We start from the raw sequence: 26,176 nt of genomic DNA on the forward strand, positions 1-26,176 counted from the left end.
AATGTTATTTTTTTTTTAAACATTAAAAAATCGTTTTCTGTGCGTAAATATGCACGATTAAAACTCGGGTATCAGAAAAAAATTATTAATTTTAAGGTCTCTTTTTGATTTTTTAAATCAAAATTTTCTCATAAAAAAGCATTATAGAAGAACAGATAAAAATCTTTCAATCAAAATTCATAAATCTGAACTATTTTAAATTAAATACTATGAAAATCACTAACACTAAAAAAAGCATGTTATTCTTGCTTTTTCTCCTCTCCTCAGGACTGACTAAAGTACAGGCCCAGGCGGATCCAAGAGAAGATGTAAAAAAGAATTTCAAAGGAGTTATTGAACTCGACATTAGAAATTCTAAATCTGACTGGAGTGCCTACACTAGAAAATCGGCTCCAGAAGGGGCGCCAAACGTATTATTTATTTTATATGATGATACGGGACAAGCAGCTTGGTCTCCTTATGGTGGTGCCATTAACATGCCAACATTACAAAAAATTGCTGACAATGGAGTGACCTATACCCAATGGCATACTACGGCATTATGTTCACCAACACGTTCTACTTTACTTACAGGACGTAACCACCACATTAACGGAATGGCTTCTATCACCGAAACTGCAGATGGTTTCCCTGGAGCTAACGGACAAATCCCAGCTCAGTGTGCTACAATTGGACAAGTATTACAGCAAGCTGGTTGGAGTACGTTTTGGATTGGTAAAAACCATAATGTTCCAGAACAAGATGTATCTTCTGGAGGTTCAAAAGCACAATGGCCAACGCAAATGGGCTTTGATCGTTATTATGGATTCTTAGGAGGAGAAACCAACCAATGGTATCCAGATTTAGTAGAAGACAATCATTTTATTGAGGCTCCTTATTCACCTGAAGAAGGCTATCACTTATCAAAAGATTTAGCCGATAAAGCTATTGAATATATTAAAGACCAAAAAGCAACCAACCCTTCAAAACCTTGGTATATGTGGTATTGCCCTGGAGCTAACCATGCGCCACACCACGCACCAGAAGAATATATTGCAAAATATAAAGGAAAATTTGATGCTGGATATGATGCTTACCGCGAGTGGGTTTTACCAAGAATGATTTCAAAAGGGATTTTACCAGCTGGAACTAAAAACACTCCTTTCAACTTCTTACCTCCAAATATATCTAATCCAGACGATTACGTTAAACCTTGGAATAAGTTAAGCGCTGACGAGAAAAAATTATTCACCAAACTAGCTGAAGTATATGCTGGTTTCTCTGAATATACTGATGCTCAAGTAGGTCGTGTTATTGATTATTTAGAAAAAACAGGTCAACTTGAAAATACTGTTGTTATGTATGCTGCTGATAATGGAGCATCTGGAGAAGGTTCTCCTACAGGATCTGTAAACGAGAACAAATTCTTTAACGGATATCCAGATGAATTATCAGAAAACTTACAATACATTGACAAATTAGGAGGTCCTGATACTTATGAGCATTACCCTACCGGATGGGCTGCTGCTTTCTCTGCTCCTTACAAAATGTTCAAACGTTACAGTAATTATGCAGGAGGAACTTGCGATCCTTTAATTATTTCTTGGCCTAAAGGAATTAAAGCAAGAGGTGAAGTACGTAATCAATACCACCACTCAACAGATATTGTTCCAACAATTTTAGACATTTGTGGTATTACAATGCCAACTAATTTTAATGGTGTTGAACAATATCCATTATCAGGAGTTTCTATGAAATATTCATTTGATGCAAAACCTGATGGCCCAACTCAAAAGAAAATTCAGTACTACACTATGTTAGGAACCAGAGCAATCTGGAAAGACGGTTGGAAAGCAGTAGCGGTTCACGCTCCATTAACAGGAACGGGTAAATTTGATAAAGATGTTTGGGAATTATACAATACTGATGTTGATAGAGCTGAGGCAAATAATTTAGCTAAAAAGAATCCAGAAAAATTAAAAGAACTAGTAGATGCCTGGTTTTCTGAGGCTGATAAAAATTTAGTTTTACCATTAGATGACCGTTCAGCTATGGAAATCATTGGAGCAGAACGTCCTTCTCAAGAAAAACCAAAAACACGTTATGTATACTATCCAGGAACTGCTGCTGTACCAGAAGGTGTAGCGGTAAATGTACGTGGTCGTTCATACAAAATTGTAGGTGATGTAGATATTAAGTCTGATGCTTCAGGGGTAATTTTTGCTCACGGATCCCGTTTTGGTGGACATTCACTTTTCATTAAAGATAAAAAACTGCACTATGTTTATAATTTCTTAGGAATTAAACCAGAACAGGCTTTTGTGTCATCATCAACATTAACTCCTGGTAAACATGCTCTTGGTTTTGAATTTATCAGAGAAAAAACTGGAGAACATGGAGAACAAATTGGTACAGGTCACCTATACATTGATGGTAAAGAAGTGGCTAAAGGTCCTATGAAAACACAACCTGGTAAATTTACTTTATCTGGAGACGGTCTTTGTGTAGGTTTTGATAGTGGCGATGCTGTTAGTAGCCAATATACAACTCCTGGAACATTTAAAGGCGGAGAAATCTTAGGTGTTGGAATTGACATTAGCGAACAAAGCTATGAAGACCTTAATAAAGAAGCTCAAAGAATTTTAAAAGCTCAATAATTTTTTTTAAAATCCTAATAAAGAAAGCGAGGTTAGTTTTATATTAACCTCGCTTTTTTAGTTGTATACCGTTTCTAAAGAAGTTTAAATTAGGGTAAAACAAAATTAAATATCTTTGCTTTACTGATGCTACAAAATTATGGAAGAAAATAAAGACGTTACCATTTACGATATTGCCGAAAAACTAAATCTAGCTACCTCCACTATTTCTAGAGCGTTGCAAGACCACCCCACTATCAGCAAAAAAACCATCAAAAAAGTAAAGGAAATGTCCGAAAAAATGGGGTATGTTCCCAATACGTTGGCTGCAGGATTACGAGGGAACAAAACCAAAACCATTGGTGTTTTAATTCCGACTATTACGCAACCTTTTTTATCTTCATTAATTAGCGGCATCGAAATCACGGCTCAAAAATCAGGTTACCAAGTTATCATCATGCAATCTCACGATTCGTACGAGGAAGAAGTCAATTTAACCAAATCTTTATATAGCAATCGGGTAAGCGGTGTCATTAGCTCTTTAGCAATGGAAACGCGAGACACTTCGCATTTTGACCAATTTACAGCCAATAATATTCCGCTTGTTTTTGTAGACCGCGTACCTAAAGAATACAATACTTTTAGAGTAATTATTGACAATTATGCTGCCGGTTACAAAGCCACCAAGCACCTTATCGAACAAGGTTGCAAGCGTATTGCACACATTACAGCGGGTGCCGAATTTGGCAATCTGTACAACGAACGCAAAAGAGGTTATTTGGAAGCTTTAAAAGATTTTGGCCTAGAAACAGACGAATCGTTAATTATCAATTTAAAAAAAGTAACCTACGAAGAAGGCGTTAAAGCCAGTAATCACTTATTTGATTTAAAAACCAAACCCGACGGTATTTTTGCTTCGGGTGATATCATTGCGGTTAGTGCGGTGCAAACTGCTAAAAAAAGAGGCTTTAAAGTCCCTGATGATGTGGCTGTAATTGGTTTTAACAACGATCCCATTTCGCAAATTATCGACCCTAACATTTCGACCATAACCCATCCTGCAGAGAAAATGGGAAAAGCATCGGCTGAGATTATTTTGAAAAACATCAAATCGCCCAAAAAAGAAGATGTAAGGGAAATCACGTTTTTAAACACCGAAGTTCTGGTTCGCGAATCGAGTAAAAAAATACCCTAACCCTTTAAGAAATGGGTTCTTCCTGCTTTTTCTCTTTTCGCAATTGCTCATAAAATTCTTCGATTGATGGATACACAAAACGCGCTACTTTTTGTATTGGACGATAAAAAATAGAATTATCTAATGTACTTTCTTTAGCAAAGGTATTGTCAAAATTGATTTTTTCGAAAACAGCAAATAGCACGCTTAAAATCAGAATCGTTTTTAAAAGCCTAAAACAACCACCTCCTAAGGCATTCATCCAACCTAAATAAGCAAAATCCGCCATTTTGGTGAGTATTTTTGCCAAAAGCGTAATACCGATTACTACCAAAATAAAAGTCAAAACAAAAGCCACAACCTGAATGGTATTGGGATTCCAAGAAAATCGGCTGGCAATTAAACCTTTTAAAAAATAGGAGAATTTAATAGCAAAATAAATCCCTACTACCAACGAAATAAACGAAGCTAATTCTACAAAAAGCCCATTTCGAATGCCTTTATATAATGCGTAAACCAATAAAACACCTAAAATAATATCAAAAACCAACACCTTTGTTACTTTAAATTTTAAAACAAATATAAACCAAATATCTTCGGTAAAGTCCAAGTCCAACTTCTTATCTTTGTAGGCTACCTTATTAGAATACCAATAGGATATATTCTAAAAATAAATTTTACAAAAAATGTCAAGAGATATACAATTAAAAGAACGTTGGGAAAAACTTGTCGAAATCTTATCCAATCAATTTTCGCAAGGTGAAGATTTGGATTTGGATGCCATTATTTATTTAATTGGCTTACAAGAATTTGGAAAATTACACCGCGAATTTAAAAAAGACGAAAAACTAAATTTGATGCACATTGCCATTTGCCGATTACTCGAACCTTATGGCTACTATGAATTTGATTTTTTTGACGAAGAAGGCTGGCCGCACTACAAGATAAAGGAACAGTTGCCGCCTTTAAAAGCCGGAGAACAATCGGTTTTAATGAAAGAAGCTATTGTACACTATTTTATAGAACGCCAATTAATTGATTAAGAAAACGAATTTACAACCATACGGCTTTTGTTTGTTAAAGTTTACCGACTATTTAGCAATTCGATTTCGGTACTCGCTAAAAAAAATTAAATTTGTAAACTCAATTACGGAATGACAATGATAGACAAAATTAAAGAATATATTGGCGAAGCAGAGGCTTTTTCTACCGAAAACAAAGAAGAATTAGAAGCATTTCGCATTAAATTTTTAGGAAAAAAAGGCGTTTTGAATGACTTTTTTGCCGAGTTCAAAAACGTTCCTAACGAGCAAAAAAAAGAATTTGGCCAAGTTATTAATGCTCTTAAAACTGCTGCCGAAGACAAAGTAAAAAGCATTGTAGAAGCCTTAGAAAACAAAGAAGAAACAAAAGGTGTTTTTGGCGATTTAACCCGAGCTGCCGAACCGGTTTTAATTGGTTCACGCCATCCTATTTCGATTGTAAAAAATCAAATTATCGATATTTTTGCTAACATTGGTTTTAATGTTTCCGAAGGTCCCGAAATTGAAGACGACTGGCATAATTTTACCGCATTAAACTTGCCCGAATACCATCCGGCACGTGATATGCAAGATACTTTTTTCATACAAACCAATCCCGATGTTTTATTGCGTACGCATACCTCATCGGTACAAGTACGTTATATGGAAAATCACAAACCGCCTATCCGTACAATTTCTCCAGGACGTGTTTTTCGTAACGAAGCTATTTCTTCACGCTCGCACTGCATTTTTCATCAGGTAGAAGGATTGTATATTGATAAAGACGTTTCGTTTGCCGACTTAAAACAAACTTTGCTTTATTTTACTAAAGAAATGTTTGGAAAATCAAAAATTCGTTTGCGCCCGTCTTATTTTCCCTTCACCGAACCAAGTGCCGAAATTGATATTTATTGGGGATTAAAAACCGAAACCGATTACCGCATTACAAAAGGAACCGGTTGGTTGGAAATTGGTGGTTGCGGAATGGTTGACCCAAATGTTTTAAAAAATTGCGACATAAACCCCGACGAATACAACGGTTTTGCCTTTGGAATGGGTGTAGAACGCATTGCAATGTTGTTGTACCAAATTGGCGATATTAGAATGTTTTACGAAAATGACGTTCGTTTCTTAGAGCAATTTAAATCTAGTATTTAATTTTTATAAATAGTCAAAAAGTCGAAAGTTTCACAGTTTGAAACTTTCGACTTTTTATTTTTTAAATGTAGAAATAGTATGAAAAAAGATATTATCATTCCGGTTGTAGAAAATGTTTTTATAGCCGCAGTACAAGAATGGAGCGACGATTTCATGGAAAAAGTTTGGTTTGCACATTTGGTAAACGACAGTGATTTTGTATTAGAAAATGTTATTATCGTTTCTAAAGCACACGGGATTTTAAATGGTGAAATGAAAAAAACATCCGTTTTACGACATTCAGTTCCTGAATTACCCTCCGTTTCTGTTGCTAAAATCGAAATGATTGAAAAAAGTCTTTTGCCTTTACAAAATGAATTCCTGGTTTCCTTTTTTATTGGTAACACTTTATACGACAAAAAATTTATTTTTGAAGCCAATTCCATAGCCGAAAGCAATACCGAAGAAGTACCTATTTTATGGAAAGAGGGGGTTATCGTAAGGTAATCAAATACATTGTAAAAGCCAAAAGAGTTTGTATTCATAGTAAATGCAAACTCTTTTTTATTTTTAAAAAACCGTATATATTTTTTTTACATTTGGCGAGTTTTTAATTTTATTATATCCTTTCGAATAACCACTAACCAAAACCTTAACCATTTTATGAAAAAACTTTTACCCCTTTTAGCTATTTTTTTTAGCTTACATACCTACGCTCAAATTTCTTTTGAAAAAGGCTATTATATTGACAATTCAGGAAAAAAAACCGAGTGTTTGATAAAAAATACAGAAGGAATTAATAGCCCTATTGATTTTAAATATAAAATTTCAGAAAAAGAAGAAGTAAACATCCTCACTATTAAATCGGTTGCAGAATTTGGAATTTATAACAGTGCCAAATTTGTAAGAAGCACAATTCAAATTGAAAATTCAAGCACTAACATTAATACTTTATCCAGAGAAGCGGATCCCGTTTTTATTCAGAAAACTGTTTTTTTGACCGTTTTGGTAGAAGGTAAAGCCAATTTATATGAATATGGAAACACTAAAAAATACTATTTTAAAACCGATCAAAATGCAATAGAACCCTTAATTTATAAAAGGTATAAAAACACTTTTAATCAAGTTGCTGAAAACAATCAATACAAAAAACAACTTTGGGAGAATTTAAAATGTACTGATTTTAAACAAGATGACTTGGTTAAATTACCGTACAAAAAAAGCAACTTAATTGATTTTTTTATTTCGTATAATACCTGCCAAAATGCTACAACTATAAATTATGAAAAGCAAAACAAAAAAGACCAATTTAATTTAAGCGTAAAAGTTAATTTAAACAACGCTTCGTTAACAGCTTTTAATGATGTGACTGAAATATTAGATACTGATTTTGGTAAAAAAACAACTATTGGATTTGGAGTTGAAGCCGAATTTTTCCTCAATATAAATAAAAACAAATGGTCTCTATTTTTAGAACCCACTTATCAAAATTTTAGTCAAGAAATTACCGACCCCAAAACGGGGATTTCGGGCTGGGGTGTATTAACCGCTCAAGCAAAATACAATGCCCTTGAATTTCCTTTGGGAGTAAGACATTATTTTTTCCTTTCTCCGAATTCTAAAATATTTTTAAACGCTGGATTTGTACTTGCTATGAGTTTGGGAGATTCTTCAGTAAAATACATAACTGCCGATAATAAAACGGTACAAATGGTGGACTTTTCTGGCGGAAACAACTTCACTTTTGGGCTTGGTTACAAATTATACGACAAAATAAGTATTGAAGCGCGATGGTATAACAAAAGAGATATTTCGAGTAAATACACTATGTGGAATTCCAATTTTAAATCGGCTTCCTTAAAATTAGGATACACTATTTTTTAGAAAAAATACGAGTTAAAAAGATAAGGCAACGTTTTTGAAACGTTGCCTTCTTTATTTAGAACAAAATATAGCATTGTCTAATCTAAAAACTCACAGAGTTTTTTAAATGTTTTTTTCGGTTCTTTTCCTTCGTATAAAACGGCATAAACCGCATCAATAATAGGCGTTTCGGCACCATAGCCTTGATTAAGTTTGTAAGCGCTTTTGGTTGCATAATATCCTTCGGCGACCATATTCATTTCCATCATGGCCGATTTTACAGTGTAACCTTTTCCAATCATATTTCCGAAAGTTCGGTTTCTGGAAAAAATAGAATATCCGGTAACCAATAAATCCCCTAAATAAGCCGAGTCGTTAATATTTCGTTTCATTTTATGGACTTTTTTGATGAATTGTTTCATTTCGCGAATGGCATTACTCATCAAAACAGACTGAAAATTATCACCATAACCCAAACCATGCGCTATTCCGGCAGCTACAGCATAAATATTTTTTAGCATCGCAGCGTATTCAGTACCAATAATATCGTCGGTGATTTTGGTTTTTATGTAATTTCCCGAAAGTCTATCGGCTACATTTTGCGCTTTTTCTTCGTCACCACACGCAATCGTTAAATACGACAAACGCTCCAATGCCACCTCCTCGGCATGACAAGGCCCCGTAATTACGCCAATATTGTAGTACGGAATATCGTATTGCACATGAAAATGCTCACCCACAATTAAACTTGTCTCGGGAACAATTCCTTTAATGGCCGAAAAAATGATTTTATTTTCTAAAGAAACCTCTAATTTTTCGAGTTCTACACTTAAAAAAGCCGATGGAATGGCAAAAATCAAATAATCAGCATTGGTAATAGCCTCGTTTATATTGTTGGTTAATTTTAATTTAGAAGTATCAAATTCAACCGAACTTAAGTAATTTGGATTGTGTTTGTGGTTGATTATGTGCTCTATGGCGGCATCATTTCGCATGTACCAATGAATTTCATCCATATTTACACACAGCATTTTAGCAATCGCTGTAGCCCAGCTTCCACCCCCAATAACAGCAAATTTTAAATTTTCGCTCATTTATTTTAAAAATTTAAGGCAAAAGTACTTAATTAAGTGCTAATCATGCAAAAAAAGAGTGTGAAGAAATGTATAAAACAAGACGCTTAGCAAAGAATTAAGAAAAAAAATATAAAAATTTTAATTTTTTTAGGATTTTGCACAATAAATAAGAAACAGATGCGTTGTAACTCATTATGAATAAATCCTTTAATGGAAAAATGCAAATTGAGTTAGTTAGTTTTGTTTTAGTAATGTGAAAAGGCGTCCTTAATTTTAATTGAGAACGCCTTTTCTTTTTTTTATTTATTTCGATACTAATAACTCATCTCTACAATATCTTTAACTTTCTCCAAAGTAACCAATTGATTTTCTCCCAAGCCTTTCCAGCCTCTGTCATCAAAGCGATTAACTATAAAAGATGCTGTGTTTTCATACCCTTCAGTATAATCCGAAAGCTTGGTTTGCATTCCCATTTTATGAAAAAAGGCCACTGTTGCTTCAATGGCTTTTTCAGCAATTTCATCTTCGGTTCCTTCTAAATTAAAGATTCTTTTTCCGTATTGTGCTAATTTGCCTTTTTTGGTTTCAAACATCACACGGTACAAATTAGGGCCAATAATTGCTAAAGTTCTAGCATGATCTATGCCGTACAAAGCCGTTAACTCGTGACCGATCATGTGTGTAGCCCAATCACTAGGAACACCTTTTTGAATTAGTCCGTTAAGCGCCATCGTACAGCACCACATAAAATTAGATGCCAACGTATAATCGGCAGGATTTTCGACTACTTCAGGTCCAACTTCAACTAGAGTTTGCAAAATACCTTCAGCAAAACGGTCTTGCAAAAGTGCGTTGTGCGGATACGTTAAATATTGCTCCAAAACATGGGTATACGCATCGACTACTCCATTTTGAATTTGTCTTTTGGGTAAAGACACAATCACCGTAGGATCGCAAATAGAAAATTTAGGAAACATTGCCGATCCACCAAAAGCTAATTTTTCTTCTGTCGCTTTGATAGTGACCACCGAACCCGAATTCATTTCACTTCCGGTTGCTGGTAAAGTTAAAACAGTTCCGAATGGTAAGGCATTTTCTTTAATCAAAAGCCTTTTTTGCAAAATATCCATCGGATTGCCTTCAAAATGAACAGCGGCCGATATGAATTTCACCCCATCTATCACCGATCCGCCACCCACGGCTAAAATAAAATCAATCTTCTCAGCTCGAATAATTTCAACGGCTTTCATCAACGTTTCGTAATGCGGATTTGGCTCAATCCCACCAAATTCGACTATTTCAAATCCCTTCAAGTTAGTCATTACTTGATCGTAAATGCCGTTTTTAAAGATGCTTCCGCCTCCATACGCCAAAAGAATCTTGGATCCTGCTGGCACTAAAGACGATAATTTTTCCATTTGTCCTTTTCCGAAAATTAAATTCGTCGGATTGTATAATTCAAAATTTAACATGTTTATTTAGTTTTTAAGTTGAGCCATTAGTTTTTCGGCAACTAATTTAGATGAAGCAGGATTTTGACCCGTGATTAACAAGCCGTCTTCTACAGCATAAACTCCCCAATCGGTTCCTTTAGAATAAATTCCGCCTTTTTCTTGTAATACATCTTCTAGTAAAAACGGTACCACATTAAAAAGACCAACAGCTTCTTCTTCTGAATTAGAAAATCCAGTTACTTTTTTTCCTGAAACTAAATAATCACCATTAACTTTCACGTTTTTAAGCGCTGCTGGTGCATGACAAACAAAACTTACTGGTTTATTATGGTTATAAAAAGATTCTATTAAAGCAATCGAATTTTGATCATTTGCCAAATCCCACAAAGGGCCATGTCCACCTGGATAAAAAACTGCATCAAAATCTGCTTGATTTATATCGGCTAATTTTACCGTGTTTTTTAGTTTTTCTTGAAGAGCTTTGTCCGAATCAAAACGTTTGGTATCTTCGGTTGCCGCATCGGGATCGTCACTTTTGGGATCAATAGGTGGCTGACCTCCCAACGGACTTGCTATAGTAACCTCAAAACCATTGTCGGTTAGCGCATAATAGGGCGCCGCAAATTCTTCTACCCAAAATCCTGTTTTTTTTCCTGTATCTCCTAATTGGTCGTGACTTGTAAGCACGAATACTACTTTTTTCATCTTTTTATATTTTTAATTGCGTTTGTTCAAAAACTGCTTTGTCTTGTTCAAACCATTTATAAGAAATTCTTTTTTAGCTCTTTGCAGAACATTTCTTGCTAAATTACGTCATTAATGATATTAGTAAAAATAAAATAAATTATGTTTGTAATAAATATATTTATATCATGGTGAATTTAGAATGGTATCGGACTTTTAAGTCGGTTTATAAAAACGGGAATTTTTCGTTAGCCGCAAAAGAACTTTTCATTAGCCAACCCGCCGTTAGTCAGCAAATTGTAATGTTAGAAGCCCATGTGGGTTACAAACTTTTCAATCGAAAATCAAAAGGAGTTGAGCCAACGGAATATGCCAAATTACTCAACAATTTAATCATCGATGCATTGGATCGCTTAGAAAATGTGGAGCAAGGTTTTAGAGCAAAAGCTTCCGATGCCAATCGGTTGATTTCGGTTGGAGTTTCGAAACATTTGTTTTCGAGTTTGGGAAGTGCCTTACTTTCGGAATTTGATTTTATAGATTTTAGTTTTAATGATAACGATGCACTTTTTGAACTGGTAAATTCAAAAAAAATAGATTTTGCCATTGTTAGCAAGCGTTTTGATACTTTTGACACGCTTATCAAAAAAGTAGGAAGTACCAAATTAGTGATGGTTGCCTCGCCTAATTTGGATATTACGATGACACAAAAACACATTCAACGAATGGATTTGTACACCATCGAAGCGCATTTAAATCAATTCAAATGGTTTAGTCACGATGCCCGAATTCCGCATGTAAAACTTTTTTGGTTGCATGTTTTTAACAAAAAACGACCTTCTTTACAGCCCAACTATATTATCCCAAATGAATACGAAATGCTTTGCGCTTTGAGTCAACATAATGGCGTGGCACTCACCTATCATTGCAATGCTAAAAGCTTGATTGCGTCTAATAAATTGCAATTACTTTGGAACGCACCCAGTATGCCAGCAGAAGATATTTTTTTACTTTCGGGTAAAAATGAGGCTTTGCAATCGGCATTTAACCTCATTCTGAAACGATTACAAAATTTGCTGTAAACCTATTTTTTGTAAAATAAATTATGATCGATGTACTGCCAAACCTTTTCGGGAATAAGAGGTTGTATGTTTTTCCCGATTTTAATATTATTTCGAATAAAAGTCGCCGAAATTTCTACAATAGGCGCATCAATCAAATGCACATTTGGATGTTCGATTAAATTAGATTTTTCTAGATCTGAAGTGATGCGCGGATAAACATATAGGGTATAATTTTGTAAAAGAACCTCATAATTTTTCCATTTCGGAAGGCTTTTCAAATTGTCTTCCCCCATGATCAATGCAAATTCGTGTTGCGGATATTTTTCTTCCAAATAAACCAAGGTATTCACCGTATAATTGGGCTGAGGCAATTTAAATTCGAAATCGGAAGGTTTTATTTTAGGGTAATTTTGTGTGGCCAGATATACCATTTCCAAACGATGGTGGTCTTCTAGCAACGTATTTTTCTTTTTTAGCGGATTATGAGGCGTAACCATCATCCAAACTTCGTCTAAATCAGAATGTTCGGCCATGTGATTGGCAATAATTAAATGACCAACATGAATGGGATTAAAAGTGCCAAAATACAGTCCGATTTTCATTAATTTTATTTAAATAGATAAAAATGAAGTAATTTAAAGATTAAAACTTTCTGGTTTTTACAATAGTCAATTCGTTCAGTTCCCTACTTTTTAACGAAATCGGCCACTAATTGATGCGCTTCTTCTAAAGCAATTTCCAGATCATAGTTTTTGATAATAACATCAAATTGCGGGGCGGTTGCTAGCTCAACATGTGCTTTTGCAATTCGCATGTTAATTTTCTCCTCACTTTCGGTAGAGCGTTCTTTAAGACGTCTTTTTAGTTCGTCTACACTCGGTGGTTTTACAAAAACAGCTAAAGTCTCTTCAGGAAATTTATGCTTAATTCGCAATCCTCCCGCCACATCAATATCAAAAATTACGTTTTTTCCTAAAGCCCAAATGCGCTCGACTTCACTTTTTAAAGTACCGTAAAAATTATCGCGGTAAACCTCTTCCCATTCAACAAAATCCTCATTTTTTATATGGCTTTTAAATTCTTCTAACGAAATAAAATAATAATCTTTGCCATTGATTTCTTCTCCTCTAGCTTCGCGAGTGGCGGCAGAAATAGAGAATTCTAAATTCAAATCGGTTTGTTGTAATAAATGCCGCACTATAGTGGTTTTTCCAGAACCAGATGGCGCCGAAAAAACAATTAATTTACCTTTTTTCATTATTTTATGCTTTTGGCTTTAAGCGCTAAACGCAGCCCTTGTATTTTATAACACGTTTAAAACTTGTTCTTTAATTTTTTCGAGTTCATCTTTCATCATTACCACCAATTTTTGCATTTGCGCATGATTGGATTTTGAACCCATTGTATTGATTTCGCGACCCATTTCTTGGGTAATGAATCCCAGTTTTCGACCGTTTGCTTCGGTTCCGGTAATGGTTTGTAAAAAATAATCCAAATGGTTATTAAGACGTACTTTTTCTTCAGTAATATCTAGTTTTTCGAGATAGTAAATCAACTCTTGTTCAAATCGATTTTCGTCTACATTTACGGCCAATTCGGAAATAGCGGTTTGCAAGCGTTCTTTTATGGATTGAATTCTTTCAGGATCAAGCACTAAGGCTTCTTCCATAAATTTTCGGATATTCGAAATACGAAGATTGAATTCTTTTTCGAGTGATGCGCCTTCATCTTTTCTGAAATTTTGGATATTTTGCAAGGCTTCGCCTATTGTCTTTTGAATTTCTTCCCAGTCATTTTCATCAATTTCTTCGCGCTCGGTTTTTAAGGCATCGGGCATACGAACGGCCATTTTCATCAATTCGGTTTCATCTGCATTTGGCGTTACTTCTTTCAGTTGCGCAATGTAATTTTTTACAATCGGGCCGTTTACTTTAGTCGAAGTTTGTTCGGTAGTATTTTCTACATAAATAGCAAAATCAATTTTTCCGCGTTCGAGTTGCGTGGCAATTTGATTACGCAAGCCCAACTCCATTTCACGGTAAACAGAAGGCATTCGAACGTTTAAATCAAGTCCTTTGCTGTTTAAGGATTTTACTTCAACTGTAATTTTTTTTGTTGGCAATTGCAAAGTTGCTTTGCCAAAACCCGTCATTGATTGTATCATAAATTTGGATATAAAGTTGCAAAGGTACTAAAAACTATTCAGTCGCAGTCTGGTCTAAAAATGCGCTTTAATAAGGTAAATATACACGGCAAAATGGTCGCTAAATCCTACTTCGGTAGCCGAGTGCCGCAAGGGATATCCTTTATAAGCTCCGCTAGTTTGAATAACATAGGGCGGACTAAAAATACCTGCTTTCCAAAATTGATACCCCGAATATTCTTTATGCAACAAGGTCTCTGTAACCAAAATTTGATCGAAAATGTCCCACGCATCCCGATACGCAATGGTGCCAAAGCCTTTTTTGGCTTTGTTTTCAAAAGGATTAAATAACCCATTTGGTTCAACTTCTTCTGGATTTCCTTTGGCGTTTAGTGCCTTTTTTACGCTTTTATTAAAAGGAGAATCGTTCAAATCGCCCATAGTGATAATTTTTGCTTTTGAGTCTAATCGCTGTAGCGAATCGATAATTTTTCGGTTTAAAATCCCCGCAGCTTCTCGAAAAGCACTTGTTTTTTGTTCACCCCCAGAACGTGAAGGCCAGTGGTTCACGATGATGTGAATGAGCTCGTTATCTAAAAAACCACTTACCACTAATTGATCTCGTGTAAATATTCGTTCTGCGAATTCGGGTTCGTTTTCCGTTTCAATTTCTGTTTCTAATGGCGTTACCTTTGCATTTCGTAATTTATTTTCTTTTCGAATAACCAACGGAACGGCACTGTAGGAAACGGGACGAAAAAACTTTTTTTGATACAACAAAGCCACATCGATACCTCGATTGTCGGGCGAATCAAAATGTATGATTCCGTATTGGTTTTTTTGAAGTGCCGGTTGCTGAATTAAATCTTCCAAAACCATCCTGTTTTCAATTTCGGCTCCTCCAATCAAAGTGGGTGGTTGCAAATTTTCTGGCGTTCCAATTTCGCTTAATACCCGAGCTAGGTTTTGCAGTTTTTGATGGTATTTTTCGGCTGTCCAATTTTGATTCCCTTTGGGTGTCCATTCATCGTCCATTACTGTCGGATTGTTAATGGTATCGAATAAATTTTCGAAATTGTAAAAAGCCACGGTATGAATTCTGAATTTCTTTTCTTGTCCCCAAAAAACCTGGCACGTTAAAAACAACAGCAAACTGATACAAAAAGCTTTTTTACTCATATAATTAAACAAGATATTTCTTATAATTCAAATATACTTAATTCCAACTTCCATGAACCGGTTTTGCGTTAAATTCTTATATTTGTTACGCAATATAAACCTAGCACATCCCTCTATTAGTGAAATTTATTTACCAATTTAGCGCTTGCAAAACCATAACAAATCGAGGATTAAACCGTTTTTTGCTGGTTTTTTTCTTTCTTAGTTTTATTACTCATGCGCAAACCCAATTTAAAATGATTACACCTTCGTATTTAAAAAAAGGCGATACAGTGGCTTTGGTTGCCACGGCTCGTAAAAACATCGATAATAATTTACAACCTACTATCGACTTGTTGCACAGTTGGGGACTTGAAGTGGTGATTGGTTCTACCATTGGCTTGGATCAAAACCAATTGGCAGGAACCGATGCGCAACGTGCTGCCGATTTTCAGCATCAATTAGACAATCCAAACATCAAAGCAATTTGGTGTGTACGAGGCGGTTACGGTACGGTAAAAATGATTGATTTGTTGGATTTTACAGCATTTAAAAAAGCACCAAAATGGATTGTTGGCTTTAGCGATGTAACGGTTTTACACAATCATTTGAATACGATGGGCTTCCAATCCATTCACGGCCTAATGCCAGTAACCATTCCGCGTGCTACTCCCGAAGCAATTAGTTCCATGCACAAAGCTCTTTTTGGCGAAAAACTAAGCTATGAAATTGGTCCCGATCCTAAAAACAGAATGGGCACTGCAACTGGCGAATTAGTTGGTGGTAATTTATCTATTTTGTATAGTTTATTAGGTTCACCATCGGCAATTGATTGTCAGGACAAGATTTTATTTATCGAAGATTTAGACGAATATTTGTACCATATTGACCGAATGATGATGAATTTGAAACGAAATGGTTGTTTGGAAAGTTTGAAGGGAATAGTAGTCGGATCGATGACCCGTATGAACGATAATGACATTCCTTGGGGAAAAGATGCTTTAGAAATTGTGGATGAGATTACCAAAAAATACAACATACCCATGATTTTTAATTTTCCAGCGGGCCATATTAGAGACAACCGTGCGCTGATTATGGGCAGCCAAGTTACTATTTCGGTAACGCCTCAAGGAAGTACGTTGGCTTTTGAACCCTAAGCAATCATGGCCGAGCATAACGAATTAGGAAAATTAGGGGAAGAACTTGCAGTTGATTTTTTGGTTCAAAATGGCTACCAGATTTTAGAACGAAATTGGCGTTTTCAAAAAGCCGAAATTGACATTTTAGCTTCTAAAAATGAAATTTTAGCGGTAGTAGAAGTTAAAACACGTTCGAGTGCCGATTTTGGATTACCGCAAGATTTTGTCAATTCAAAAAAAATAAAACAGCTTTTGAGCGCCGTAAATTCCTACGTATCCGATAGGGAAATTGATTTTGAAATCCGTTTTGATATCGTCGCTGTCTTGAAAACCACCGAAAGTACTAGCATTGAACATATTGAAGATGCTTTTTTTTATTTTTAACATTTTTTTTCATTGTTATATTTGTAACAAATTGTTTTTTAATTTATCTTTGCGAAGATTTATAACAATAAATCACAACCAAATGAACCAAACTTAAAAATTAAAAAAAAATTAAAAACCATGAAAACTGTTTCTTCGATTGTAGAAAACTACATCAAAACAAAACCTTTTTTACTCAATGCGCTCTCTTTGGGGATAATTAATTTGACTTCGTTATCTCGAAATATTATGACCGAATTAGAAAGTGAATTTGGCAAAGAGGTAAAACAAGGTGCTGTGGTAATGTCTTTGAAAAGATTGACAGAAGAATTAGACTTTAAATTAAATCACAAAATCAACAAAGTCATTAAAAATATTGGTGAAATCACCGTTCGATCAGAACTTACCGATTACACTTTTGCTGCTTCAGAAACCGTTTTAAACAAACAAGCCGATTTAATTTCGGATATCAATGCCTTATCAGATATTTTTTATACTTCATCTAGAGGCGTTAACGAGACCAATATTGTAGTAAGTAGTAGCGTGAATCATTTGGTTGAAAAACACTTTTCACGCGAAAAATTAATTCAGAAATTAGATAATTTGGCTTCAATCACAGTTAAATTACCAAAAGAAAATATAGTGGTTCCTGGCATTTATTATTTTATTTTCCAACGTTTGGCTTGGGAAGGAATCATCATTAACGAAGTAATTTCAACTTCAAACGAATTCACAATTTTGGTAGGCGAAGAACAAGTTGACGTTGCTTTTAAAGTAATTAAAGACTTAAAAAACTAATTAGAAAAAAGAAAAAAAATACCATTGTAAAGAATCCTCCGTATGCAAAAATAGGAGGATTTTTTTATACAAAAAAGCTATCGATTCAAATTGAAACGATAGCTTTTTATTATAAAACATACTGATTAAACCGATTTTACTTTTTTGTATGATTACCATGGTCTTTAATTTTAAGACTCACTACAAAAGTTATTAATACTAAAACCAGCCAAAAAACATCTATAAAAAAGAGTTGAAATTGTTGATTAGCAAAGGAAATCCAAAACCATTTGCCTGTGGTAATTCCGTTTACTAACGGAATGCAAATTCCGATAATACTTCCGGAAAGCAAGCAAAAATAATTGGTAAATGCGTTGTCTTTTTTCCATATAAAAAAGATCGTAAGAATCAACCAACCAATAAAGTAAAAACGATACAAATTATCCTGACCTAAAGGATGACAACATTTGGCAACAATGAAACTCAACGCCGTTATAGGGTACATGCTCAAGCAAATGGCCAAATAAATCCGAACCACACGCTCATTGAATCGTTTTTTCTTTTCAGGAACGTTCTTTTTATCACGAGCCACCAGCCAAATCATAACGCCCGAAATAATTACGAAACAGCTTATAATTCCCAATACAAAACTGATTATTTTTAAACCATAACCACCGTAATCGCCAAAATGAATTCGGTATAAAACATTTTTAACGGCATCCAAATACGTATTTTGGTTCATCGGATTTTTCTCGGCGACTATAGCGTTGGTTGCCACTTTATACACCACTTTTCCAACCGCTGTAAATTTTTTATCATATAACAAAGCTCCTTCTACAACCACGTGCATGTTAGCATCGCCGTAATTCTGCACTTCAACTTGTGTCACTTCAAAATCGCTCCATTTCTGTTTTGTTCTATTTACCAAATCATTCAAATTCACTGTCTGGTTGTTCCAAACATTTTGAAACTCATGGTGCGCTCCTGTATATTCGAGCTTTTTATACATTTTTTCTTCATCGCCTTGATACAAATAAAGTACTGCGGGCGCTACGATTAAAAGCTTAATCATGAAAAAAGCACCCGTTACAGCATATACAAACTGAAATGGCAATCCCAACATCCCTAATGCGGTATGCGCATCGGTCCATAAGGTTTTTAATTTTTCCTTAGGCCTAAAAACAAAAAAATTAGTTACAATTTTGTCCCAATGCAATAAGACTCCTGTGATAATGGCAAACAGAAAAAACAACGCCACAAAGCCAGAAGTATAATAACCTACAGGATACGGAATTTGCGCTAAAAAGTGCAAACGATATAAAAATTCACCTAAGGAATACGATTCAACATAGGTCGTTGTTTTAAACGTTTTATTATCTAAATATAAAAATTGAGAACTACGTGCTTTTTTAGTTGCTAGCGAATCTTTGGTAGGCTCTAAACTGATGGCGACTTTATTCTCGGCATGGGGTTGGTAAATATGAAGGTCGCGACCACGCAAATCGTAAGCCGTATCTAAAACATGAAGCGCTTTATTGTAATCAAGCTGAATATCGTTCGTGGCTACTGCCGATTCGCCTCGTTCCCAACTCGCAATTTCATCTCTAAAAAAAGAAAAAGAACCCGCAAAAAAAATGACAAATAAAACCACACTAATTACGATTCCGCTAACGGTATGCGTATGAAAAAAAATATTATAATTTCGGATATTCATAATTTATGTAAGAGGGTTAACCATTTGTCCTAAATAAGCAAGTCCAGCAAAAAGACCCGTTAGTAAGAGGTAATACAACCAAATTTTCCAACCACTTTTGGCCAAAAAAGCCAAAATCATTAAGGCCACCCACAAAATAAAACCTGTAAAAGCAGTGGTAATTACAATGTTTTCACGGTTAAACCAACTAGCAAGTGCCAAATGAAAAGAAACAGAAACGAAATAACCTCCTAAAATAGCAGCAGAAATTTTCAGAATTCGCCCCCCTACCGATTGCGTTAAGTATTTTGGATTAGCAGGCATGAGTTAGTAGATAAATTCTAAAAAAAGAGAAAGGGTAAAAACGCCGGCAATGATTTTAGGGTTGATGACTTTTAAAGGGGCCAAAACCACTACCAAACTTCCAATGGTCATTAATTGAATCATAAAAATAAGACTGCTAGAACCAATTGCTTTTTGCGATAATAAAAGCGTAAAACTCAGGACTAAAAAACACAAGGCTATACGTCGGGCTTGCTTTGGTTTACTTCGCAACCATTGTTCTACATTGGTACCTTCGTGCAAAGGTGCTCTTTTTGATGTATTGTAATAGGCATAAAACGCTATAAAAACCAATAAGCTTGCAATTGTAACCATTTCTTATTTGTTTACCGATTATTTAGAATTGTTTTGGATTGTGCAAATGTAGCCTGTTCCGACTAATATTCCAAAATTATTTTAATTTGTTCTAAATAAAAAACAAAGAATTTCAGTGTCATTTCCACAAAAAAACCCTTCCTGATTACTCAGAAAGGGTTGATTTAATAATTTGTTTTTTTTTTAGAATTTGTAAGAGAAACTAGCTGAAGCGGCTCTCATATTTCTTGGGTGAATGGTCGACCATCCATCGTAAGTATCTACGTTGGCAATGTTATCTATTTTCAATGTTAAATTGAATTTTTCATTTCCGTAGAAAATAGAAGAATTGATCACCGTATATTCTGGCAAAGTAAATGCTCCGGTAACAATGCTATTTGTGATTTTATTTTCACCCACATAATTTCCTCCAAATCCAAGACCAAAACCTTTTAAGTCACCTTCAGGAAAACGGTAGCTTGCCCAAAGATTAGCCGAATTATAAGCTCCTGCACTAGTTGGACGCAAACCAATGGTATTTAAATCTCCTTTAGTTGTTCCAGAATCTACATAACTATAACCTGCCACAATGTTTAAACCTGCAATTGGATTGGCAATAATTTCGGCTTCAAAACCTTTATTTTCTTGCGCTCCATCTTGGTAATACGTAACATCGGTTGCCGAATTACGAATGTTGTAAACACGATCGGTAACTTTAATATCGTAATAACTAAAAGTGGCATATAATTTATCGCTAAACAAATTCAATTTAGTTCCAAACTCCAATTGATCAGCATGTTCTGGATCAAAAACACGAGGCGTTCTAGTAGTCCCGTTAATATCTTCTCCAGGAGCAACATTGGTAAATCCGTTCATGTAGTTGGCAAAAAGAGACACTTTATCTAAAATAGGTTGGTACACTACTCCAAATTTAGGCGAAAGTGCTGTTTGGTTATACGCACCATTTTGTGCATTCATAAAACGGTCTACACGCAAACTTGCCATAGCCGATAAATTTGGTAAAAAGTTAATTACATCCGAAACATATGCACTGTACACTTCTTGTTTTTGTTTGCTGTTGTTAACGGCAGCCGTTGCCAATAAAGCATCGGTGGCTTCTTGACTCAATTTTCCGCTGTCACCAGTTGTAATGTATTGAGCCGGATTGGTAATTCCGAATACTTTTTCGTTTACTGTTTGAAGGCTATCATCGCCAATATAAACCATTCCGTTTACAACATATCCTGTTCCGTTATCAATAATTTGACGGTTAAAATAATCAACACCGGCTACAATTCGGTTTCTCATTTTTCCAATTTTAAAATCGCCAATGAAATTTTGTTGAATATCTATAGCTAAAGTAGTGGAGTTTTGGTAGTTGATGTAACGCCCGAAAACAACACCTTCGGTAATATCAGGAAAAGAAGTTGTTCCTTCAAATAAATAACTGTAATATCCTTCTGATTTAGCCGAAGTTCTAGAAACCGCCGTTTGCGAAGTCCAGTTATCCTTTATCTTATAAAACATTTGCCCTTGTAAGTTAAATGAAGGTGTTTTAATAGACAAGTTGTTGCTCGTATACGAACGTTTGTTATCATAACCCAATTCATCCATATTATGAACGCGTAATGGCGCCGAACGAGTCAAGAACAATTGCATTGCATTCGTAGATTCGCTACTCAAAAATTCGGTATTGAATAAAAACGAAAGTCTATCGGAAGCTTTGTACGATAACGAAGGTGCTACAAAAAGTGACTTTCTAAAACCAGCATCTTGAAAACTATTTTCAGTATGATACGCCGTATTGATTCTGAAAGTTACCGTTTTATCTTCGTTTAATGGTGTGTTTACATCGGCCGTTACACGATTAAGTCCGTATGAACCGGCTGTATAATTTACTTCACCTCCAAAATGATCGTAAGGCGTTTTCGTTGTAATATTGATTAAACCACCGTAAGAAACAATCGAACTACCAAACAAGGTTCCCGATGGTCCTTTTATAACTTCAATTCTGTCCACATTGGCTGGATCCAAACTTCCGTTAGAAATTGCAGGTAATCCGTTAAGTGCTCTAGGTTGCACTGCAAATCCACGCAATGAAAAGTAAGCTCCTCCATCGGAACCACGACCTGTTGAAGCCCAAAGTGGTTGAACACCCGGTGCATTTTTCAAAGCATCATCAAAGTTAGTTACCACCTGATCTTTCAATAATTCTGCCGAAATAGTGGTATAAACTTGTGGATTTTCAATATTTTTAAGTGGTAAACGCGAAATTTGCACGTTTTCTTTTTTTGCAAAATGATTGGTTTTAGCACCTTCAATTACGATTTCGTCTAATTGCTCTGAAGTGGCAATTAAAACAAAATTCTCAGTAATCACTTCGTTGCTTACAATGGTGATATTTTTTTCTTTCGAAGCATATCCAACCGAACTCACACGTAACGTATAATTTCCGGGCTTAAGGTTTTTGATTTCGTAAGCACCCACATCGTTGGTTACTGTTCCGATTTTAGTTCCTTTTAAAACTACCGAAATAGAAGAAGCTTGTTTGTTGTCTGTTGTACTCACGGTACCTATGATGGAGGCTGCTTGTTGCGCCCAAGTAGCTGTTGACATAAAGAATGTCAAACATAAAATTTTTACAAATAATTTCATCTTTATTTAGAATTGTTTTTGATAGCGCAAAAGTAATTCTGAATAACTTAGCAAACAAAATTATATTAATTTATTCTAAATAAAAAACTAATTATCTGAATTCAAAACATTTACAAATTCAATTTTAATGTAAAATTCTTATTAATCTTGAAATTTAATTTGATTTTTTTCTAACAATTGTGGTTGATTTATAACAAAAAAAAGCTGTAAGGGTTATTTTTGGGTAATTTTGGTTTTTAAAACTTCAAAATACGCCTTTTTAGGTTTTAAATTTATATCAAACAATAAAGGGTAATTGGTACGCCCTTTTATTGGCCAATCGTTCAGCCATGATTGTTGGTCGTGCACTCCCCAAAATGTAACGCGGCTTATTTTGTCTTTATGTTTTTCAAACAACTGAAAAATTTGTGCATACCGTTTTGCTAATTTATCTTGGATAGAATCGGGCAGGCTTTTTGGATAGGGATTCATTTTGGGCGAATTTTCAAAACGTTGGCTAATTTCAGCCCCTTGCAATTCCCACGGATTGGGTAAAACCGAAATATCCAATTCAGTTATGGCTACTTTCACTCCTAACTTAGCATAAGCTACAATACTGGTTTCTATTTCGTCTATAGAAGGTGACTCAAGCTGCCAATGTCCTTGCATGCCTATTCCATCAATTTTGATTCCTTTTGCCTGAATGTTTTGCACCATTTTTATAACACCAGCTCTTTTGGCAGGATTGGTCATGCTATAATCATTATAATACAAATCGACATTTGGGTCGGCCGCAGCTGCCAAACGAAAAGCTTCTTGCAAATACGATTCTCCCATTGTTTTGAGAAAAACTGAATTGCGTAAACTTCCGTCATCATTTACTGCTTCATTTACCACATCCCATGAATTTATTTTGCCTTTGTGATGCGTTACAATAGTCGTAATGTGGTTTTTTATAAAATCGGCCATTTCTTCTTTCGTGGTTATTTTTTCCATCCAAGGTGCTAATTGACTGTGCCATATCAACGTATGTCCATGAATAAACATTTTATTTTTTTGCCCAAAAGCTACAAATTTATCCGATAAGGAAAAATCAAAAACACCTTTTTTAGGTTGCACAAACATCGATTTCATACAATTTTCGGCCGTTATACTGTTGAATTGTTTCTGAATTAATGTGACCTCTATTTTATCTTTTTCTTCGATTTGCGCCACATTAAGTGCTGTGCCTATATAAAACGCATCTTTAAAAACCGTTTTCAAATTATTATCTAAAGGCTGCTTCGAGGCCGAAATAAATCCCAAAAGCAGTAAAGTTAAAGCGGCAGTGGTAAAAGCAAGTTTTTTCATAATTTGATTTTTTTAAATTCCAGGAGCAAAAGGAAATTGCAACGATTGATAATAGTTTAAGTTATGAGCTGCTTTTTCAACTCCATCTGGCAAAGTTTTTTTCGAAAATTGCTGAAAATACAACAAACAAGCATCCCGCCACCATTTTGCTTCTTCATACTGAATTTTCAAAAGCATTTGTACTTCTTTAAAACGTGTTTCATCCACATAAGCTTGCATTCTATTCCACGTCGCCTGCATGTCGTGAACTTCGTTAACCCCTTGCTGGTATTGCAAGGCCAAACCATTCCAGAGTGTTTTCCCATTTTTTAATTCATAATCCCAAGGCAGATGATGAAACCAAAGCAAATAGGTTTCGGGACATTTTTTTATATCATTAAATTGTTTGGCTATTTCTGGAAAATATTGAGCGGTTGCTCTACTCCCTGTATCCGAACGATCAAAACCAATACCGTTAGCATCTGCTTTATGATAATAGGTTGGATTCCATTCGGGTCGAGATAGGTTGCTTACCCAAGGTCCTGGTCCGTAATGGTGATTGGTGGCCATGATGTGGTGTAATCCTAGTGGAGTCATATAATTTACCACCGTCTCGCGTGATTGCAACATCAGTTTTTGAATTGGTTTTACAAAATTTTCCTCGTTGCTAAAAGTCATGCGAAGCCATTCATTTGCAATTGAATCGGCACTCAAATCGGGATTCCAAGCCAAACGCCCAAACCCGTACCAATTGGCTTGCGCAAAAGGATGTCCGCACCAATTTAAATCACTCCCAATATTAGCCACACCCGCCATACCACTTAAGACATGATCGTTAATTTTGCCCGAAACAATTTTAGCAACAGTAGCACCTTTACCTTCCGAAAAAGTATCCGATTGTAATACTTCTTCATACAGTTTCGGTAAAAAAACCAAATGCGTACTAAATCCTAAATATTCTTGTGTGATTTGAAATTCAATCATTAACGGCGTTTTAGTCATGGCTCCAAACATAGGGTGAAAGGGTTCTCTTGGCTGAAAATCAATGGGTCCATTTTTTACCTGTACCAAGACATTTTCTTTAAATTTTCCATCATAAGGTACAAATTCAGAGTAGGCTTGTTTTGCTCTGTCGTTAGCATCGTGCTCCGAATATACAAAGGCGCGCCACATTACAATTCCGCCATGAGGAGCTAAAACATCAGCTAACATATTAGCGCCATCAACATGATTTTTACCATAATTTTGAGGCCCGGGTTGTCCTTCGGAATTGGCTTTTACCACAAAACCACCAAAATCAGGAATTGCTTTATAAAGCTCATTTGCTTTTTCTTTCCACCATTTTATTACCTCTGGATTGGATGGATCAGCCGTTTTTAGTCCACCAATTTCAATAGGAGCCGAAAAGCGTGCTGTTAGATACACTTTAATTCCGTAAGACCGAAATGTATCGGCTAAAGCAGCTACTTTTTCTATATAATGCGGTGTGAGAATCAAGGCATTGGCATTTACGTTATTTAATACCGTTCCGTTAATTCCGATCGAAGCATTTGCACGAGCATAATCAATATAACGTTGATCAATAAATTCGGGTAATTTTTGCCAATTCCAGATAGAAGAACCTGCATAACCTCGCTCTACAGTTCCGTCTAAATTATCCCAATGGTTTAAGATTCTAATATCTGTTTTGGGTGAATCTATTATATTTAATTTTTCAATGGATTTATTCGTTTGTATTAATCTCAAAAAATTAAAAACACCGTATAAAACCCCAATATCATTTTTTGCTGTGATTACAGTGGTTTTTAAATCTTTTTCAATTAAAGTTTTTATAATGAAGCCGTCTTTCTTAATTTTATCAAAATCATATTTTAGTTGGTTTTTCATCTTTTCATTTAATGATTTAAAAGAGCCTAATACAATAATATTGTCAGCTTTTTTAGATATATCAAAATGATCTCCTAACATACTTTTTAATCCTTCTTTTAATTCGGAACGTGCAATGTTCAAGGTTTCTGAATTTTCAGTGGAAATCACGTTTTGTACATTTTCCCAATAGTTAGCAACAGTTTCAGGATTTGTTATAGGTGTATATTGTAACCATAATTTATAATCTTTTTGGGCGTACAACGAAAAGTATGTGCTCAAAACACACATCCAAAAATACCATTTTCTGAAAAAGATAGATTTCATCAATTCAATATTTAAATGCTTT

General features: G+C 35.1%; 24 protein-coding genes. 10 read left to right on the top strand and 14 right to left on the bottom strand.

Translation table 11 applies throughout. The features are described 5' to 3' along the window. Positions 1-209: 209 nt before the first annotated feature. Both I5M07_RS05955 and I5M07_RS05960 read left to right on the top strand, forming a co-directional pair. Positions 210-2,636 carry an arylsulfatase gene (locus tag I5M07_RS05955; RefSeq protein ID WP_233621966.1) on the top strand — a complete coding sequence of 809 codons (2,427 nt, stop codon included), beginning with the start codon at positions 210-212 and terminating at the stop codon, positions 2,634-2,636. Positions 2,637-2,775: 139 nt separating this feature from the next. Continuing rightward, positions 2,776-3,810: a LacI family DNA-binding transcriptional regulator gene (locus tag I5M07_RS05960; protein WP_200105306.1), complete on the top strand. Its 1,035-nt coding sequence runs from the start codon at positions 2,776-2,778 to the stop codon at positions 3,808-3,810. Positions 3,811-3,814: 4 nt separating this feature from the next. Here I5M07_RS05960 and I5M07_RS05965 read toward each other — a convergent pair whose 3' ends face one another. Continuing rightward, on the bottom strand, positions 3,815-4,399 hold the full coding sequence (locus I5M07_RS05965; RefSeq protein ID WP_233621968.1) for a CvpA family protein: 585 nt from the start codon (positions 4,397-4,399) through the stop codon (positions 3,815-3,817). Between the two features lie 76 nt (positions 4,400-4,475). Between I5M07_RS05965 and I5M07_RS05970 the strand changes: the two genes are divergently transcribed. The 4 genes from I5M07_RS05970 (at position 4,476) to I5M07_RS05985 (ending at position 7,832) form a co-directional block, all read left to right on the top strand. Further along, positions 4,476-4,832 (top strand): hypothetical protein, encoded by a 357-nt coding sequence (locus I5M07_RS05970; protein ID WP_200105307.1) that lies wholly within the window; start codon positions 4,476-4,478, stop codon positions 4,830-4,832. Positions 4,833-4,949: 117 nt separating this feature from the next. Continuing rightward, positions 4,950-5,969, top strand: coding sequence for a phenylalanine--tRNA ligase subunit alpha (gene pheS, locus I5M07_RS05975; protein WP_200105308.1), 1,020 nt, complete (start codon positions 4,950-4,952; stop codon positions 5,967-5,969). A gap of 78 nt (positions 5,970-6,047) precedes the next feature. After that, entirely contained in the window at positions 6,048-6,455 is a 408-nt protein-coding gene (locus I5M07_RS05980) for a hypothetical protein (protein WP_200105309.1), read from the top strand. A gap of 156 nt (positions 6,456-6,611) precedes the next feature. After that, positions 6,612-7,832, top strand: a complete 1,221-nt coding sequence (locus I5M07_RS05985) for an outer membrane beta-barrel protein (RefSeq protein ID WP_200105310.1) — start codon at positions 6,612-6,614, stop codon at positions 7,830-7,832. A 77-nt stretch (positions 7,833-7,909) separates the two neighbouring features. On the opposite strand, the gene I5M07_RS05990 is transcribed toward I5M07_RS05985, so the two are convergent. From I5M07_RS05990 to I5M07_RS06000, 3 genes are all read right to left on the bottom strand, one after another. Then, entirely contained in the window at positions 7,910-8,905 is a 996-nt protein-coding gene (locus tag I5M07_RS05990) for an NAD(P)H-dependent glycerol-3-phosphate dehydrogenase (protein ID WP_200105311.1), read from the bottom strand. Between the two features lie 296 nt (positions 8,906-9,201). Next, the gene (locus I5M07_RS05995) at positions 9,202-10,359 is read right to left on the bottom strand and encodes an iron-containing alcohol dehydrogenase (RefSeq protein ID WP_200105312.1); all 1,158 of its coding nucleotides are present in this window, start codon (positions 10,357-10,359) and stop codon (positions 9,202-9,204) included. Positions 10,360-10,365: 6 nt separating this feature from the next. Beyond that, positions 10,366-11,046, bottom strand: coding sequence for a type 1 glutamine amidotransferase domain-containing protein (locus tag I5M07_RS06000; RefSeq protein WP_200105313.1), 681 nt, complete (start codon positions 11,044-11,046; stop codon positions 10,366-10,368). A 167-nt stretch (positions 11,047-11,213) separates the two neighbouring features. Here I5M07_RS06000 and I5M07_RS06005 point away from each other — a divergent pair, with 167 nt between their 5' ends. Further along, positions 11,214-12,107: a LysR family transcriptional regulator gene (locus I5M07_RS06005; RefSeq protein WP_200105314.1), complete on the top strand. Its 894-nt coding sequence runs from the start codon at positions 11,214-11,216 to the stop codon at positions 12,105-12,107. A 2-nt stretch (positions 12,108-12,109) separates the two neighbouring features. On the opposite strand, the gene nadD is transcribed toward I5M07_RS06005, so the two are convergent. The 4 genes from nadD to I5M07_RS06025 form a co-directional block, all read right to left on the bottom strand. Beyond that, positions 12,110-12,691 carry a nicotinate (nicotinamide) nucleotide adenylyltransferase gene (nadD, locus tag I5M07_RS06010; RefSeq protein ID WP_200105315.1) on the bottom strand — a complete coding sequence of 194 codons (582 nt, stop codon included), beginning with the start codon at positions 12,689-12,691 and terminating at the stop codon, positions 12,110-12,112. Positions 12,692-12,774: 83 nt separating this feature from the next. Further along, positions 12,775-13,347, bottom strand: a complete 573-nt coding sequence (gene gmk / locus I5M07_RS06015) for a guanylate kinase (RefSeq protein WP_200105316.1) — start codon at positions 13,345-13,347, stop codon at positions 12,775-12,777. Between the two features lie 45 nt (positions 13,348-13,392). After that, complete coding sequence (locus I5M07_RS06020) at positions 13,393-14,253, bottom strand: YicC/YloC family endoribonuclease (protein ID WP_200105317.1); 861 nt, start codon at positions 14,251-14,253, stop codon at positions 13,393-13,395. A gap of 54 nt (positions 14,254-14,307) precedes the next feature. Further along, positions 14,308-15,411, bottom strand: coding sequence for an endonuclease/exonuclease/phosphatase family protein (locus I5M07_RS06025; RefSeq protein ID WP_200105318.1), 1,104 nt, complete (start codon positions 15,409-15,411; stop codon positions 14,308-14,310). A 236-nt stretch (positions 15,412-15,647) separates the two neighbouring features. On the opposite strand from I5M07_RS06025, the gene I5M07_RS06030 reads away from it, so the two are divergent. The 3 genes from I5M07_RS06030 (at position 15,648) to I5M07_RS06040 (ending at position 17,690) form a co-directional block, all read left to right on the top strand. Then, on the top strand, positions 15,648-16,547 hold the full coding sequence (locus I5M07_RS06030; RefSeq protein WP_200105319.1) for a S66 peptidase family protein: 900 nt from the start codon (positions 15,648-15,650) through the stop codon (positions 16,545-16,547). A 6-nt stretch (positions 16,548-16,553) separates the two neighbouring features. Further along, positions 16,554-16,913, top strand: a complete 360-nt coding sequence (locus I5M07_RS06035) for a YraN family protein (RefSeq protein WP_200105320.1) — start codon at positions 16,554-16,556, stop codon at positions 16,911-16,913. Positions 16,914-17,033: 120 nt separating this feature from the next. Continuing rightward, complete coding sequence (locus I5M07_RS06040) at positions 17,034-17,690, top strand: aspartate kinase (RefSeq protein ID WP_200105321.1); 657 nt, start codon at positions 17,034-17,036, stop codon at positions 17,688-17,690. Between the two features lie 136 nt (positions 17,691-17,826). On the opposite strand, the gene I5M07_RS06045 is transcribed toward I5M07_RS06040, so the two are convergent. The 6 genes from I5M07_RS06045 to I5M07_RS06070 form a co-directional block, all read right to left on the bottom strand. Further along, positions 17,827-19,383 carry a PepSY-associated TM helix domain-containing protein gene (locus I5M07_RS06045; protein WP_200105322.1) on the bottom strand — a complete coding sequence of 519 codons (1,557 nt, stop codon included), beginning with the start codon at positions 19,381-19,383 and terminating at the stop codon, positions 17,827-17,829. A gap of 3 nt (positions 19,384-19,386) precedes the next feature. Further along, a complete protein-coding gene (locus tag I5M07_RS06050; protein WP_200105323.1) occupies positions 19,387-19,686 on the bottom strand; it encodes a hypothetical protein in 300 nt (99 codons plus the stop codon). Between the two features lie 3 nt (positions 19,687-19,689). Then, complete coding sequence (locus I5M07_RS06055) at positions 19,690-20,019, bottom strand: hypothetical protein (protein ID WP_200105324.1); 330 nt, start codon at positions 20,017-20,019, stop codon at positions 19,690-19,692. 183 nt (positions 20,020-20,202) lie between these two features. Beyond that, positions 20,203-22,653, bottom strand: coding sequence for a TonB-dependent receptor (locus I5M07_RS06060; protein WP_200105325.1), 2,451 nt, complete (start codon positions 22,651-22,653; stop codon positions 20,203-20,205). 213 nt (positions 22,654-22,866) lie between these two features. Beyond that, a complete protein-coding gene (locus I5M07_RS06065; RefSeq protein WP_200105326.1) occupies positions 22,867-23,982 on the bottom strand; it encodes an endo-1,4-beta-xylanase in 1,116 nt (371 codons plus the stop codon). Between the two features lie 12 nt (positions 23,983-23,994). Further along, complete coding sequence (locus I5M07_RS06070) at positions 23,995-26,154, bottom strand: alpha-glucuronidase family glycosyl hydrolase (protein WP_200105327.1); 2,160 nt, start codon at positions 26,152-26,154, stop codon at positions 23,995-23,997. Positions 26,155-26,176: the final 22 nt, after the last annotated feature.

Source organism: Flavobacterium agrisoli, from assembly GCF_016522065.1.
Taxonomy (GTDB): Bacteria; Bacteroidota; Bacteroidia; order Flavobacteriales; family Flavobacteriaceae; genus Flavobacterium; species Flavobacterium agrisoli.